14 protein-coding genes and 1 riboswitch are annotated in these 13,952 nt (G+C 72.7%); of the genes, 6 read left to right on the top strand and 8 right to left on the bottom strand.

The window, feature by feature from the left end; genetic code table 11:
* The first annotated feature begins 20 nt into the window (after positions 1–20).
* The 4 genes from ACVWWH_RS17915 to ACVWWH_RS17900 all read left to right on the top strand — a co-directional run bounded on the left by ACVWWH_RS17915 (position 21) and on the right by ACVWWH_RS17900 (position 3,853).
* Positions 21–698, top strand: coding sequence for a GntR family transcriptional regulator (locus ACVWWH_RS17915; protein ID WP_066500505.1), 678 nt, complete (start codon positions 21–23; stop codon positions 696–698).
* Between the two features lie 341 nt (positions 699–1,039).
* Positions 1,040–1,777, top strand: coding sequence for a DUF969 domain-containing protein (locus ACVWWH_RS17910; RefSeq protein WP_066500508.1), 738 nt, complete (start codon positions 1,040–1,042; stop codon positions 1,775–1,777).
* Positions 1,774–2,742: a DUF979 domain-containing protein gene (locus ACVWWH_RS17905; RefSeq protein WP_066500510.1), complete on the top strand. Its 969-nt coding sequence runs from the start codon at positions 1,774–1,776 to the stop codon at positions 2,740–2,742. The genes ACVWWH_RS17910 and ACVWWH_RS17905 overlap by 4 nt, the downstream gene beginning before the upstream one ends.
* A 28-nt stretch (positions 2,743–2,770) precedes the next feature.
* The gene (locus ACVWWH_RS17900; protein ID WP_457317473.1) at positions 2,771–3,853 is read left to right on the top strand and encodes a DUF2891 family protein; all 1,083 of its coding nucleotides are present in this window, start codon (positions 2,771–2,773) and stop codon (positions 3,851–3,853) included.
* Between the two features lie 44 nt (positions 3,854–3,897).
* Here the strand turns inward: ACVWWH_RS17900 and ACVWWH_RS17895 are convergent, their stop codons facing one another.
* Positions 3,898–4,335 (bottom strand): DUF6326 family protein, encoded by a 438-nt coding sequence (locus tag ACVWWH_RS17895; protein ID WP_157089146.1) that lies wholly within the window; start codon positions 4,333–4,335, stop codon positions 3,898–3,900.
* 124 nt (positions 4,336–4,459) lie between these two features.
* On the opposite strand from ACVWWH_RS17895, the gene ACVWWH_RS17890 reads away from it, so the two are divergent.
* Both ACVWWH_RS17890 and ACVWWH_RS17885 read left to right on the top strand, forming a co-directional pair.
* Positions 4,460–5,704, top strand: a complete 1,245-nt coding sequence (locus tag ACVWWH_RS17890) for an MFS transporter (RefSeq protein ID WP_457317472.1) — start codon at positions 4,460–4,462, stop codon at positions 5,702–5,704.
* A gap of 52 nt (positions 5,705–5,756) precedes the next feature.
* A complete protein-coding gene (locus ACVWWH_RS17885; RefSeq protein ID WP_457317471.1) occupies positions 5,757–6,248 on the top strand; it encodes a glutathione peroxidase in 492 nt (163 codons plus the stop codon).
* Between the two features lie 9 nt (positions 6,249–6,257).
* Here ACVWWH_RS17885 and ACVWWH_RS17880 read toward each other — a convergent pair whose 3' ends face one another.
* The 7 genes from ACVWWH_RS17880 to ACVWWH_RS17850 all read right to left on the bottom strand — a co-directional run bounded on the left by ACVWWH_RS17880 (position 6,258) and on the right by ACVWWH_RS17850 (position 13,752).
* Positions 6,258–7,382, bottom strand: a complete 1,125-nt coding sequence (locus tag ACVWWH_RS17880) for a hypothetical protein (protein ID WP_066500525.1) — start codon at positions 7,380–7,382, stop codon at positions 6,258–6,260.
* An 8-nt stretch (positions 7,383–7,390) separates the two neighbouring features.
* On the bottom strand, positions 7,391–8,434 hold the full coding sequence (locus tag ACVWWH_RS17875; RefSeq protein WP_457317470.1) for an NADPH:quinone reductase: 1,044 nt from the start codon (positions 8,432–8,434) through the stop codon (positions 7,391–7,393).
* 155 nt (positions 8,435–8,589) lie between these two features.
* Positions 8,590–10,131: a UDP-N-acetylglucosamine 1-carboxyvinyltransferase gene (locus tag ACVWWH_RS17870; RefSeq protein ID WP_066500527.1), complete on the bottom strand. Its 1,542-nt coding sequence runs from the start codon at positions 10,129–10,131 to the stop codon at positions 8,590–8,592.
* 117 nt (positions 10,132–10,248) lie between these two features.
* On the bottom strand, positions 10,249–10,656 hold the full coding sequence (locus ACVWWH_RS17865) for a VOC family protein (RefSeq protein WP_457317469.1): 408 nt from the start codon (positions 10,654–10,656) through the stop codon (positions 10,249–10,251).
* Between the two features lie 143 nt (positions 10,657–10,799).
* Complete coding sequence (locus ACVWWH_RS17860; protein WP_447419977.1) at positions 10,800–11,615, bottom strand: energy-coupling factor transporter transmembrane component T family protein; 816 nt, start codon at positions 11,613–11,615, stop codon at positions 10,800–10,802.
* Positions 11,612–13,144, bottom strand: coding sequence for an ABC transporter ATP-binding protein (locus tag ACVWWH_RS17855; RefSeq protein WP_457317468.1), 1,533 nt, complete (start codon positions 13,142–13,144; stop codon positions 11,612–11,614). The genes ACVWWH_RS17860 and ACVWWH_RS17855 overlap by 4 nt, the downstream gene beginning before the upstream one ends.
* Before the next feature lie 2 nt (positions 13,145–13,146).
* Positions 13,147–13,752, bottom strand: coding sequence for an ECF transporter S component (locus ACVWWH_RS17850; RefSeq protein ID WP_066500538.1), 606 nt, complete (start codon positions 13,750–13,752; stop codon positions 13,147–13,149).
* A 42-nt stretch (positions 13,753–13,794) separates the two neighbouring features.
* A riboswitch (TPP riboswitch) is annotated at positions 13,795–13,932 on the bottom strand.
* Positions 13,933–13,952: the final 20 nt, after the last annotated feature.

Here is a 13,952-nt window from a genome sequence, read left to right as displayed (position 1 = left end):
CGCGCGGATAGGCTGGCGTCATGACAACTGAGGCGGTCCTGACGAGCCTGCGCCGCGCCGCCGGGAACACGAGGCACGCCGAGACGAGCTCGTGGGTGGCCGCGCAGCTGCGACAGGCGATCGCCGACGGCCGCCTCGCGCCGGGCGCCAAGCTCGCCGAGGAGGAGCTGCGGGAGGCACTGGGCGTCTCCCGCAACACGCTGCGCGAGGCGTTCGCGACCCTGACCACCGAGCGGGTCGTGACGCGCATCCCCAACCGGGGCGTCTTCGTCTCGCACCCGACCGCGGAGGACATCCGGGAGATCTACCGGGTGCGGCGGCTCGTCGAGCCGGGGGCGCTGCTGTGGTCTCCGGCGCAGCCCACCCAGGCGCTGGCCGGCGTCGTCCGGACCGCCCGGGCTGCGGCGGCGGCCGGCGACGTGCCCGCGATGGCGGACGCGAACCAGGAGTTCCACCGCGGAATCGTGGCCCGGGCCGGGAGCGAGCGGCTGAGCGCGCTCATGGAGCAGGTCCTGGCCGAGATGCGCCTCGTGTTCGCCACGATGGGCGCCGACCCGCGCTTCCACGAGCCCTACGTCGAGGAGAACGCGAAGATCCTCGGCCTCCTCGAAGCGGGCCGGAACGCCCAGGCGGCCGAGGCCATGGCCCAGTACCTCAACCGCGCCGAGCACCAGCTCCTCGAGGCGATCGGCGGCTGAGCCCCGCGCCTCCCCCTCCCCCTCCCCCTCCGTCTGGGAGTCACCTCCTGAGTGCCACCTCCTGCGGGTGCGTCCCGTCTGAAGTCACCTCCCGCGGGTGCGTCTCCGTCTGAGGGTCATCTCCTGTGGGCTGCCGACAGGAGGTGCCCTCAGGAGCTGACCTTCAGAAGGTGACCTTCAGAAGGTGACTTTCAGGAGGTGACTTTCAGACGGATTGTTCAACAACCCCCTTGCTTGATTGTTGAACAACCCGATATGCTCTAGCTCACAGCGCCGCGGCGCGCCGTCACCCACCGGGGCCTTGACGCAGGGCTCGTGCACTCCCACCGGAACGGACCATCATGCTTGTACTCATCGGGGTACTCCTGGTCATCGTTGGCTTTGCCATCCGACTGAACCCCCTCGTCGTCGTCACCGTGTCGGGCATCGTCACGGCACTCCTCGGCGGACTCAACCCCCTCCAGATCCTCGAGGCGTTCGGCTCCGGCTTCGCCAGCAGCCGCTCGGTGACGATCTTCGCGGCAGTGCTGCCCGTGATCGGCATCATCGAGTACTCCGGCCTCCAGGAGCAGGCCAAGAACCTCATCGCCAAGCTCGCCAAGCTCACCGCCGGCCGCGTGCTCCTCGCCTACCTCGCCATCCGCCAGCTCACCGCCGCCGTGGGGCTGACCACCGTGGGCGGCCACGCGCAGACCGTGCGACCCCTCGTGTTCCCCATGGCCGAGGGCGCGGCGATGCGCCGCTACGGCCACGTGCCGGAGAAGGTCAAGGAGAAGATCAAGGGCCACTCGGCGGCCGCGGACAACGTGGGCGTCTTCTTCGGCGAGGACGTCTTCGTGGCGGTCGGCTCGATCCTGCTCATCACCACCTTCGTGGACACCACCTACCACCTGCACCTCGAGCCGCTCCAGCTCGCCCTCTGGGCCATCCCGACGGCGATCGCGGCCTTCCTCATCCACGGCTTCCGGCTGCTGCGCCTCGACCGGGCGCTCGACCGCGAGTACGCAGGCACCACCCGCGACGACGCGGACAGCACCGCCGCCGTCGACGCCACCACCGAGCTGGGAGACGCCAAGTGATCAACGTCGAAGCCGTCTACTGGCTCATCGGGGCCCTCTTCATCGCCTGGGCATCGCTGATCGCCCGCGACGAGAACCACCCGCACCGCGTGGGCGCCTCATCCTTCTGGGGCCTGCTCGGCCTGTGCTTCTTCTACGGCACGTGGGTCACCGCCGGAACTGCCCCGGCGTGGATCCTCGGCGTCGCGGTCCTGGTCCTCGTGGCCCTCGCCGCCACCGGCCGCCTCAAGCACGGCCGGGCCAAGACCTCCACCCCGGCCGAGCGGGTGCAGTACGCCGCGAAGTTCGGCAACCGGCTCTTCGTCCCGGCCCTCGCCATCCCCGTCGTGACCGTGGTCCTCGTGCTTGCGGCGCCCGCCCTGACCATCGGCAAAACCCCGATCCTCGACCCCAAGAACACGACCCTGGTGGCCCTGGCCATCGGCGCGATCGTGGCGGCCGTCCTCGCCGTCGTGCTTCTGAAGCCGAAGAACAAGCTGAACCCGATCATCGAGAGCCGCCGCATCCTCGAGTCGATCGGCTGGGCCGCGCTGCTGCCGCAGATGCTCTCCACCCTCGGCATCCTCTTCACGAAGGCCGGAGTCGGCACCGCCGTCGGCACCCTCGCGACCGCCGTGATGCCCAAGGGCTCGCTCATCGCCGGCGTGATCGTCTACTGCCTGGGCATGTTCATCTTCACGATCCTCATGGGCAACGGCTTCGCGGCGTTCCCGATCATGACCGCAGCGATCGGCTGGCCGGTCCTCGTCCAGCAGTTCCACGGCAACCCGGCGATCGTGTTCGCGATCGGCATGCTGGCCGGCTTCTGCGGGACCCTGTGCACCCCGATGGCCGCGAACTTCAACCTCGTCCCGTCCGCGCTCCTCGAGATGAAGAACAAGTACGGTGTGATCACCGCGCAGGTCGGGACCGCGATCCCGCTGCTCGTGGTCAACACCGCCCTCATGTACTTCCTCGCGTTCTAGGCGCATGGACGCACCACGAAAGGACCCCATGGACCACGAACTCTTCCCCGCGGCGCCCTTCCCCGCGGCGGCGCAGCGGTGCGCCGAGGTCGTCCTGGACAATCTGGGCCGCCAGTACCCGTATGCGGCGCACCACGTGCGGCGATCGGCCGAGGACACGGCCATGCCGCACGAGCTGCACCCCGCGTTCGGCACGTCCTTCGACTGGCACTCGTGCGTGCACATGCACTGGCTGGGGGTGAGCGTGCTGGACTCCGGCGCGCTGCCGGAGGAGACCGCCGCGGAGCTCCGGGCGGCCCTCGGCGCGAACCTCACGGCGGACAGGCTCGCGGTCGAGGCCGCCTACCTGGCCGCCAACCCCTCGTGGGAGCGGCCGTACGGGTGGGCGTGGCTCGTGCGCCTCGCCGCGGCCTGCTCCGGCTCGGACGACGCCGGCCTGCGCGCCTGGGGCGAAAACCTCGCCGGCTGCGTCGACACGGTCGCGGGCCTGGCCACCGCGTGGCTCGGCACGGCGGAGTTCCCCGTCCGGCACGGCCTCCACACCAATTCCGCGTTCGGGCTCGCATGGATGCTGGACGCGTTCCGGGCGCTCGGCCGCAACGACGCGGCCCAGGCCTGCGAAGCGGCCGCCCGCCGCTGGTTCGGCGACGACGCCGGCTGGGCCACCGAGTGGGAGCTGTCCGGCCAGGACTTCCTCTCCGCGGGGCTGTCCGAGGCGGACCTCATGGCCCGCGTCCTGGCCCCGGACGAGTTCGCCGCGTGGCTGGGCTGGTTCCTCCCGGACCTCGGCGCCGGCTCGCGCATGCTCGCCCCGGTCGGTGTGGCGGACGAGACCGACGGCTACATGGTCCACCTGCACGGCCTGAACCTGAGCCGCGCGGGGCAGCTGGCCCGCATCGTCGCCGTCCTCCGGGACGCGCACGACGCCGGCGGCCCGCCCGCCGCGGCGGCCTCACCGGAGCCGGTGCTCGCCGCCGCGGTGCAGCCCCTGTTCGCCGCGGGGCTCAAGGGCCTGGACAGCGGCGACTTCATGTCGACCCACTGGCTCGCGAGCTTCGCGTGGGACGCGGCCGAGTCGATCGAGGCCCTCGGGGAGCACGAGCCGGCCTGACCGGGCTTCGGCCTGGCGCCTGGGACCTTGTGCCCGGCGCCGGGTCAGGCCGCGAGGGGCCGCCCGGCGCGCCGCGCGTGGGCGTGGTCGAGGGCAGGTTCGGCGACGGCGAGCGCGAGGACCAGCAGGCCCGCGAGCGCCACCAGGCCGGCCACGAACGGCGCGGCCACGAGCCCTCCCAGGTGCTCGAAGACGTCCCACACCATCATGGCGCCGAAGAACGCGCCGCCCACCGCGTTGACCCACCGCCCCACACGGTCCGAGAGCACGAAAGTCAGGACCGCGAGGGCCAGCGGGACGAGCACGAAGCCGGACATCATGACGGTCAGGAAGCCGTCCACGGGCATGCCCTCGACCCGTCCGGCCCTGAGCTCGTCGATGAAGCCCGGTTCCATGAGGGACAGGATGAACAGCAGGACCATGCCCACCGCGTAGAAGACCCACAGCGTGGCAATCCTGAACTTCCACATCAGCGACTGCATCGTCGCCACCTCCTTGCGACGGAGGGCCGCCGGCCGGGCGGCCTCCATGTTCAGGATGGCCCGCGGGGTTCCGTCGCCGCAGTGCCGAACGTCCCCTCCCGACGCCCCGCCGTAGGATGCGAGCGTGAGCGGGCCCGAGACGAACGGCTGGCAGGCCCCGCCCCCGGGGCACCGGCGGCCGAGGGAGATGGTGCGCGTGCTGGGCGTGCCGAACTTCGCCCTGTTCTGGACCGGGCAGCTCGTCTCGGGGACCGGGACGTGGATGCAGACCGTGGCCATGGCCTGGCTCGTGCTCCAGATCAGCCACTCCCCCGGCGTGCTCGGCACCGTGACGATGCTGCAGTTCCTGCCGATGATGCTGTTCACGCTGCCGGCCGGGGTACTGGCCGACCGGGTGGCGAAGCGCCGCCTGCTGCTGGCCACGCAGACCCTCGCGGCCGTCCAGGCGGTGGTCCTCGGCATCCTCACGCTCGTGGGGACGCCGCAGATCTGGGTCCTGGCGGCGCTGGCGTTCGTCCTCGGGCTCTCCAACGCCTTCAACAACCCGACGCAGCAGGCGTTCCTGCCCGAGCTCGTGGGACGGGACCTGCTGCCCGACGCGGTCACGATGAACAGCATCCAGTTCAACGGGACCCGCATGGTCGGCTCCGCCCTGGGCGGCCTCGTGCTCGCGCAGTCCTCCGCCGCGGCCGTGTTCCTCCTCAACGCGGCGAGCTTCCTGGCCTCCCTCGCCGCCCTGCTGCTCCTGCGCGGCGCCGACCTGCACCAGCCGTCCGGCGAGCGGCCCGGGCGCCGGGCGCTGCGGGAGGGCCTCGCCTACACGTTCCACACCCCGGCGGTCCTCTTCGTCCTCACCTCCCTGGCCGTGGTGGGCACCTTCGGATTCAACTGGCCCGTGGCGGGGCCGCTCATCGCCCAGGACCTCCTCCGCGTGGGGGCGGACGGCTTCGGCGCGCTCATGGGGGCGTTCGGGGCCGGCTCGCTCGTGGCCGGAGCCGGGCTGATCGTCCTGGGGGCGGGCGGCCGACGCCGGCTGGTCGCCGCGGCGGCCGTCCTCGCCGTCGTGCTCGTGGCCCTCGGCGTCTCCCGCTCCTACCCGGTGAGCCTGGCGCTCATGGTCGTCGCCGGGACCAGCGGCACGGTGTACACGACCACCGCGAACAGCATGCTGCAGCGCGCGGTGCCGGACCGGCTGCGCGGGCGCGTCATGAGCCTGTTCGTGCTCCTCATCGCCGGCAGCACCCCGATCGGCGCCACGCTGCTGGGCTGGGGCGCGGACGCGTTCGGCATCGCGGCGACGATCATCGGCTTCGGCGCCGTCACCGCAGCCGGGCTCCTCGCCCTCGTCGGCCGGGGCCGGTCCGCGTGAACCCCGGGGCGCCGATGTTCGTTGTCCCCCGTGGGAGAGAGGGAGGACGAGGATGGAACTCGACGCCATCGAGGTCGCCCTGCTGGACGGACGCACCACGACGTTCGGCGAGTGGGCGGGCAAGGTCCGGCTCGTGGTCAACGTGGCGAGCCGCTGCGGGCTCGCCCCGCAGTACGAGCAGCTCGAGGAGCTCCAGCGGCGGTACGGCGCACGCGGCTTCACGGTGCTCGGCGTGCCCAGCAACCAGTTCCTGCAGGAGTACCGGGACGAGGGGCGCATCGCGGAATACTGCTCCGCCACGTGGGGCGTGACGTTTCCCTTGCTGGCCAAGGCCTGGGTGAACGGCCGCGGGCAGCACCCGCTCTACCGCGAGCTGACCAAGGCCCCGGACGCCGCGGGCCGGTCCGGGCGCGTGCAGTGGAACTTCGAGAAGTTCCTCGTGCTGCCCGACGGCGCGGTGCACCGCTTCCGCCCCCAGACCCGGCCCGACGATCCGACGATCGTGGCCCTCATCGAGGGCGCGCTCCCCGAGGCCGCAGGCTGACCGGCCCCGTCACTTCTGCTGGCGCGGCTGCCCCAGCTTGGGCCGGCGGGGCGGGGTGGGCTGCGACGGCCACCTCCGGGGGCCGGTCCACAGGGCCGGCGGAGCGTCGAGCTCGCGGCACAGCGCGAGCGCCGTGCGGTCGTAGTTCTGGCGCCATCCCACGAAGTGGGGCCACGCGTCCTCATCGGTCTCGGTCACGGGATACCCGACCGAGCGGAGGGATTCCGCGGCACGCGCGAAGTCCTCGAACGTGATCGAGATCGGCATGGGGTCGACCGAGATCTCGGCGAGGTCGGGAACCGGCAGCTTCATGGCCCTCGCCATGTCGGCGAGGGTCTCGAAGCCCATGCGGAGCATGAGCCGTGCGGTGATCTTCGGGTCTGCGCCGGGGGCGAGCGCGAGGTGGAGGGCGGCGGCATCCATCACGGCGATCAGGGACGTGAGCCAGTGGGAGTCGGTCCTCGGCGACCGCAGGCGGAGCAGCCCCGTGTACGTGGTGTGCGATTCGGCGACCTCGGCGGTCCACCGCTCCCACCGCACGAAGAGGTCGCCCAGGACGGGGCCGGAGTCGCCGCCGCCCGTGCCCCAGTGGGTGCGCACGAGGATCTCCGGACCCCAGGCTGGGGTCCCTGCCCGGGCGACGAGGAGGGTGACCTCGGTCTCGCGCCGGTTGAAGGCCGCGTACACGGTCGGCAGGTATCCGACTTGGAGGCCGATGACCGCGATGCCTGCGAAGCCGGCGAGGTAGGCGGCGAACTGGCCGCCGCCGCCGTGCGGGACAGCGAAGCCCAGCGTGAAGAGGGACGACCCGGCGTCTTCGAGGGCCGCGGCGAGGTCGTCCGTGTCCGGCAGCATGACGAGCGCGAAGCCGAGCACGAGCATCGCCATCCAGACGGTCAGGCGCGCCACGAGGGTCAGCGGCGACTGCCAGCCGAGGATCCGGTCGCGCCGCCGGTAGGACCGGACGCCGCGGAGCGCCAGCAGGAAGGCCCGGTCGAACAGGGCGTCGAGGGCGCGGGTGACCCACGAGTCGACGCGCCGCGGAACCACGAGTGCCCCGACGATGCTCATCGAGGTCCCGGCAATCAGGCAGACGCCCGCCACGAACCCTGCCCAGATCAGCGCGTCACGCACGGGTGCTCCTAGCCGATGTCGAGGAGGACCTTGCCCACCGTGCCGGCCTCCACAGCGTCGTGGGCCGCCGCGGTCTCGGCGAGCCGGAAGCGGGTCAGCGGCAGCCCGTGCTCCTCCCCCACCCGCAGCGCGCCGTCGGCGAGGGCCGCGCCGACGGCGGCGACGGCGTCGTGCTTCTGAGCGTCCGAGACCGTGTAGGTGAGGATGAACTGCAGGCGGGCGTTCTTGCCCATCGCACCGCGGACCGGGACCGCGACGGACTCGTTCCCGGTCCCGGCGTAGATCGCCACGGTGCCGCCGAGGGCGAGCGCGTCGAGGTCAGCGGCGATATTCGCGGCAGCGTTGACGTCCACGATCACGTCCGCGCCGTCCGGGGCCACGCGCCGCACCTCGGCGGCGACGTCCTGCTCGCGGTAGTTGAGGACGACGCCGGCCCCCGCCGCCCTGGCGAGCGCCGCCTTCTCCTCGCTGCTCACGGTGGCGACGACCTGGGCCCCGGCCCAGCGCGCGAGCTGGATGGCGGCGTGGCCCACGGCGCCGGCGCCGCCCGTGACGAGGACCGTCTTCCCGGCGAGGGCGCCGGGAGCAAGCCGGGACGGGCCCTGCTCGCTCGCCGTGAGGGCGCGGTGGGCGGTGAGCGCCGGGATGCCGAGGGACGCGCCGGTGTCGAAGGACTCCGCCTCGGGCAGCGGCTGCGCCTGGGCGGCGGGGAGGTTGACGTACTCCTGGGCGGTGCCCTCGGCGCCGCCGTAGGCAACGTCCCAGAGCCAGACCCGCTGCCCGGCTTCGAGGCCCGCGGTACCCGGCCCGACGGCGTCGACCGTCCCTGCCGCGTCCTGGCCGGGCACATGCCAGCCGTCGAGGGCGCCGGGGTACGTGCCGCCGGCGCGGGCCTTCCAGTCCGTGGGGTTCACGCCCGCGACCGCGATGCGGACGCGCACCTGGCCGACGGCGGGCTCCGTGAGGTCGCGCTCGCGCACGGTCAGGACGGACGAGGGGCCGGTCGCGTTGTACTGGACCGCGGTGTAGGTCTTGCTGTCGTTCTCAGCCATGGGGCCATCCTGCCGCATGCGCCCGCAGCGCCCCACCGTCTGGGAGTCACCTCCTGAAGGTCAGCTCCTGAGAGTCACGTCCTGCGGGTCGGAACCCACAGGACGTGACTCCCAGGAGGTGCCTCCCAGGAGCTGACTCCCAGACGGGGCCGGGGTCAGTCCTGGAAGTACTCGATCTTGGCGCCGATCGAGTTGAGCCGCTCGGCGAGGTCCTGGTAGCCGCGCTCGATCACGTAGATGTTGCGCAGCTCGCTCGTGCCGCGCGCAGCGAGCATGGCCAGGAGGATGCAGGCCGCGGGACGCAGCGCCGGCGGGCAGCCCACCTCGGCGGCGCGCCACTTGGTGGGGCCGTTGACGTAGATGCGGTGCGGGTCGAGGAGCTGGACGTGGGCGCCGAGCCGGTTGAGCTCGGTCAGGTAGATGGCCCGGTTCTCGTAGACCCAGTCGTGGATCATCGTCTGCCCGGTCGCGTTCGCGGCGATGACCGCGAAGAACGGCAGGTTGTCGATGTTCAGGCCCGGGAAGGGCATGGGGTGGATCTTGTCCGTCGGGGCGTGCAGCTCGGAGGGCAGGGTGGTCACGTCGACAAGGCGGGTGTGGCCGTTGCGCGCCATGTACTCGCCGGAGATCGCGAGCTTCTGGCCCATCGTGGCGAGGGTCGCGAGCTCGATCTCCATGAACTCGATCGGCACGCGGCGCACGGTGACCTCGGAGTTGGTCACGATCGCGGCGGTGATGAGGCTCATCGCCTCGATCGGGTCCTCGCTGGGCCAGTAGTCGATGTCCGCGTCGATGCGCGCCTTGCCGCGGATCCGCAGCGTGGTGGTGCCGACGCCGTCGATCGTGACGCCGAGCGCCTCGAGGTAGAAGCACAGGTCCTGGACCATGTAGTTCGGGCTCGCGTTGCGGATCACAGTCACGCCCTCGCGGTGCGCGGCCGCCATGATCGCGTTCTCGGTGACGGTGTCGCCGCGCTCGGTGAGCACGAACGTGCGGTCGGCGCGGTCCGCCTCGGGGGCGCGGACGGTGTAGAAGCCGGCGGTGGCCTCGACGGCGAGCCCGAACTCGCGCAGGGCCTGCATGTGGGGCTCGACGGTGCGGGTGCCGAGGTCGCAGCCGCCCGCGTACGGCAGTCGGTACTCGCTGCGCTCGTCGAGGAGGGGGCCGAGGAGCATGATGACGCTGCGGGTGCGCCGGGCGGCCTCCACGTCCATGCCGTCCAGGTTGAGGGTGGCGGGGCGGCGGATGAGCAGGTCACGGGCCTGCTCGCCGTCCTCGCTGGGGAGCCAGGTGCACTCGACGCCGATCGAGGTCAGGACCTCCACGATCCGGTTGACCTCCTCGATCCGGGCGAGGTTGCGCAGGGTGGTGGTGCCGCGGTTGATCAGGGAGGCGCACAGCAGGGCCACGCCCGCGTTCTTGGACGTGTTGACGTCCACGGCGCCGGAGAGCCGGTGGCCGCCCTCGACCCGCAGGTGGGTCATCTTGGGGGCGCCGATGTTGACGATCCGCTGGCCGAGGATGTCCTCGATCCGCTGGATCATCTTCAGGCTGAGGTTCTGCTTGCCCTGTTCCATGCGCGCCACGGCGCTCTGGCTGGTTCCCAGTTCCGAGGCGAGCTGTCCCTGGGTCCAGCCCCGGTGGGAGCGGACGTCGCGCAGGAGGACGCCGACGGTTTCAGCAGTCTGTTGTGCCATGGACTCGAAAATATCACAGCTGCTATACGCAGGGGCAAATCGACGCTCAAAACCGAGATTTCAAAGGTCTAGACCGGCGGCAGACATCATTCGGTGATATACCGGCGTGTCGCACGTTCAGGGGCGCCCGGCTCCCGCGCCCGCTCGCGCGAGGACCGAGAGCACGTTACCCGCCGGATCGGTGAACCAAGCAATTCCCATGCCGCTTCCCGGATCGCGCAGCACGCCGCGCTCGTCCACGGGCATCTCGGGGGTGCTCGGGTACTGCTCGAGGTGGACCCCGAGCCGCTCGATCTCGGCGATCGCGGCGTCCAGGTCGGCGACTTCGAAGTTCAGCACGGTGAATGTCGCGGGGACGTGGTCCGGCTTGGGGTAGGCGAACACGCTCTGGCCTCCGGGGACGGTGATGAGGAGGCCGTCCATCTGGTCGGCCACGTCGAAGCCGAGCGTGTCGCGGTAGAAGGCGCGGGCCTTCTCGACGTCGTCGACGCTGAAGCTCGAGAACGAGGCGGTGGGCTGGAACATCGTGGGCTCCTAGGGTGCTGCCGGCTCCTCCCCCCGCCACCATCGCACGCCCGTCCGGCGACGCGCCAGAGCGCACGACGGCGCCTCCCGCACGAGGTGCCCCGGGCCGCCCGAGGTGAGGGCCGCCGTCGTGCGCCAGGGCGCTAGCCCCAGACCACGTTCCAGGTGCCCAGGGCCACCGCGGCCGCCACGGCGAGCGCCGCGATGCCCACACCGGCGGCCAGCACCCACACGTCCAGGCGGGAGAAGCTGGACTCGCGGGCCCACGTGCGCGGGGCGGGGCGGCCGTCCACGGTGCCGCCGAAGCCGCGGGCCTCCATCGCGACCGCGAGCCGCGTGGCCCGTCGGATCGCCTGCACGAGGAGGGCGAAGGCCTGGCCGAGGAACGCCCGGGCCCGGGCCACGGGGCTGTGCCCGCTGCCGACCCCGCGGGCGCGCCGCGCGAGGCCGAGGGTGCGCCACTCGTCCACGAGGAGCCCCACGAGCCGCATGCCCGCGAGCGCCCCGAGGACGAACCGGCTCGGCAGGTGCAGCTTCTGTGCCAGGCCGTCGGCAAGGTCGGTGGGGTCGGTGGAGAAGAGGAGGAACACCCCCGGCAGGGCGATCGCGAGGCCGCGCAGCCCGATGGCCACCCCGGCGAGGACCGAGTGCTCGGTCATCACCACGGGCCCGAGCTGGACCCAGACCGGTCCGGTCTTGGCGCCGAGGAGCGCCGTCGAGTACGCCGCGAGGGCCGCCGCGGCGGCCAGCGGCCACGTGCGCTTCGCGAGGGTCCCCGGGCGCACGCCGAGCAGGGGCACGAGGGCGAGCTCGCACGCGAGCGCCACGGACGCCGAGACGGGGTCCACGCTGAACAGCAGCGCCACCGTGATGCACAGCCCCGCGGCGAGCTTCGCCACCGGGTTGGCGCGGGCGAGCACGGAGTTGGCGACCTCCGGGGTGAGGATGTCCGCGCTCATGCCACCGCCCCCACGGGTGCCGCGCGGCCGCCGTCCACCCGGTACACGGAGTCGGAGAGGGCCGTCGTGAAGTCCTCGTCGTGCGTGACGGCGAGCAGCGAGGTGCCCTGGGCGAGGAGCTCGGCGAGCAGCCGCACGAGCTCGGCCCACGTGAGGGCGTCCTGGCCGAAGGTGGGCTCGTCGAGCATGAGGATGCGCGGTGAGGTGGCGAGCATGGTCGCGACCGAGAGGCGCCGCTTCTCCCCGCCGGAGAGCGTGAAGGGGTTGGCGCCCGCGAGCCTGCCGAGGCGGAGCCGCTCGAGGAGGGGGTCGACGGCGGCGCGCACCTCGGCCTCGCTGCGCCGGGCCACGCGGCGGGGCCCGAACTCGAGCTCGTCGATCACCCGCGGGGTGAGGAACTGGTGCTCGGGCTCCTGGAAGACGCTGCCGATCCGGGTGACGAGCTCGCTCGAGCGCCACCGGTGGGGGCTCGGGCCCGCCGTGCCCGCGAGCACCGGGAGCGCCTCGAGCCGGCCGCCCGCGGCGGGGAGCAGGCCGGCGAGGGTCAGCGCGAGCGTGGACTTCCCGGCGCCGTTGGGCCCGGTCACGCTCACCGACTCGCCCGCGCGCAGGGCCAGGTCGATGCCTGTCACCACGGGCGGGGCCTTCCGCACGCGGCCGACGGCGAGGCCCTCCCCCGCGAGCAGCGGCTCGCCGTGCGCGCCGCCCGGCTCGGGCTGGGCACGCAGCGGCCTCGCGGGCTCGTCCCCGGTGAGCGGGTGCCAGCCGGGGACCCACACGCCCGAGGCGGCCAGCCGGCGTCGTGCGTCGGCGTCGGCGAGCACGGCGTCCGGCGAGCCGTCGGCGAGGAGTCCCCCGGCGGCGTCGAGCACCACGACCCGGTCGACCAGGCCGGCCCAGACCGCGACCCGGTGCTCGACCACCACGAGCGTGGCACCGGTGCGGTCCAGGCTGCGGCGCACGGCCTCCCGGACCTCCTCGACGCCGGCGGGGTCGAGGTTGGCGGTGGGCTCGTCGAGGAGTACGAGGCCGGGCTCCATGGCGAGGATGCCCGCGAGGGCGAGGCGCTGCTTCTGGCCGCCGGAGAGGGACGAGGTAGGGTGGTCGAGGGGCACGGCCAGGCCCACGTCGTCGAGGGCGCGGTGCACCCGGGGCCAGATCTCCTCCCGGGGCACGGCGAGGTTCTCGCACCCGAAGGCGACCTCGTCGCCCACGCGGGCCATGGCGATCTGCCCGTCGGGGTCCTGGAGGACGAGGCCGGCGCGGCCGCGCGCGCGGGGGGCGGGGACGCCGTCGACCGTCAGGACGCCGAGTTCCTCGCCCTCCTCCGCCGCGCCGAGCACGCCCGCGAGCGCGTGCAGGAGGGTGGACTTGCCGGCCCCGGACGCGCCGAGGAGCAGGACCCGCTCCCCCGGCGCGATCGTCAGGTCGAGGTCCTTGACGGCGAAGGCCTTCCGGCCCGCGTGCCGCCAGCCCCACCCGCGGGCGCTGACGCCCGCGGGCCCACGTCCCCCGCCTGCCTGCGGCATGCTCAGACGTCCGCCGCGCGGCCCGCCGCGAACGCCGAGAGCGCCCCCGTCCGGGCCAGGCCCCGCACGGCGAGCCAGCTAAGCAGGCCCGCGATGACGGCGCCGGAGATGACGGCGAGGACCGTGTACACGGCCTGCCAGCCGAACTCCCACTCGGGGAAGTAGATGATCACCTCGGACACGCCGAGCGCGAGCCCGGAGAGGGCGCCGGCCAGCAGCGAGACGCCGAGGTTCCAGCGGCGGTAGCGGAAGGCCGCGAACGCGACCTCGGCGCCGGCGCCCTGGACCAGGCCGGAGAGCAGCACGGCGAGGCCGAACTGCGAGCCCAGCAGCGCCTCGACCACGGCCGCGAGGATCTCGCAGAACAGTGCCGCGCCGGGCTTGCGGATGATCAGGCCGCCGAGCACGCCGGCGATCACCCAGCCGCCGGCGTAGATCCCGCCGAGCGGGGCGAATGCCGCCGTGGCGGCCTGCACGCCCACGTAGCCCTGGTCCCAGAGCCAGAAGATGACGCCGCAGGCCACGGAGACGACCGCGGCCACGACGATGTCGACGACCCGCCAGCTGTAGGTGGCCTTGGTGGGTGCGTTGCGGGTGGTTCCAGACATTGAGTGTCCTCCTGTGCCTCAGGAGGGGAGGGCAGCCTCTGCTGCCTTGAGAACTCGACTCCCTTCGCCGGTACTAGCCGGAGCAGGTTCGAGGGTCTGCGGTGTCCCGCACTCTCAGCGCCCTGTGCTCCCGCCCGGCTGCAGTGCCAGCGCGGGGGCGACGCTCCCCTGTCGTTTGTGCGCCCAGTCTACGCGTTCCG

The organism is Sinomonas sp. RB5, from assembly GCF_054063535.1.
Note: the sequence above shows the minus strand (reverse complement) of the source record. Positions and strands in the feature narration are given on the sequence as shown.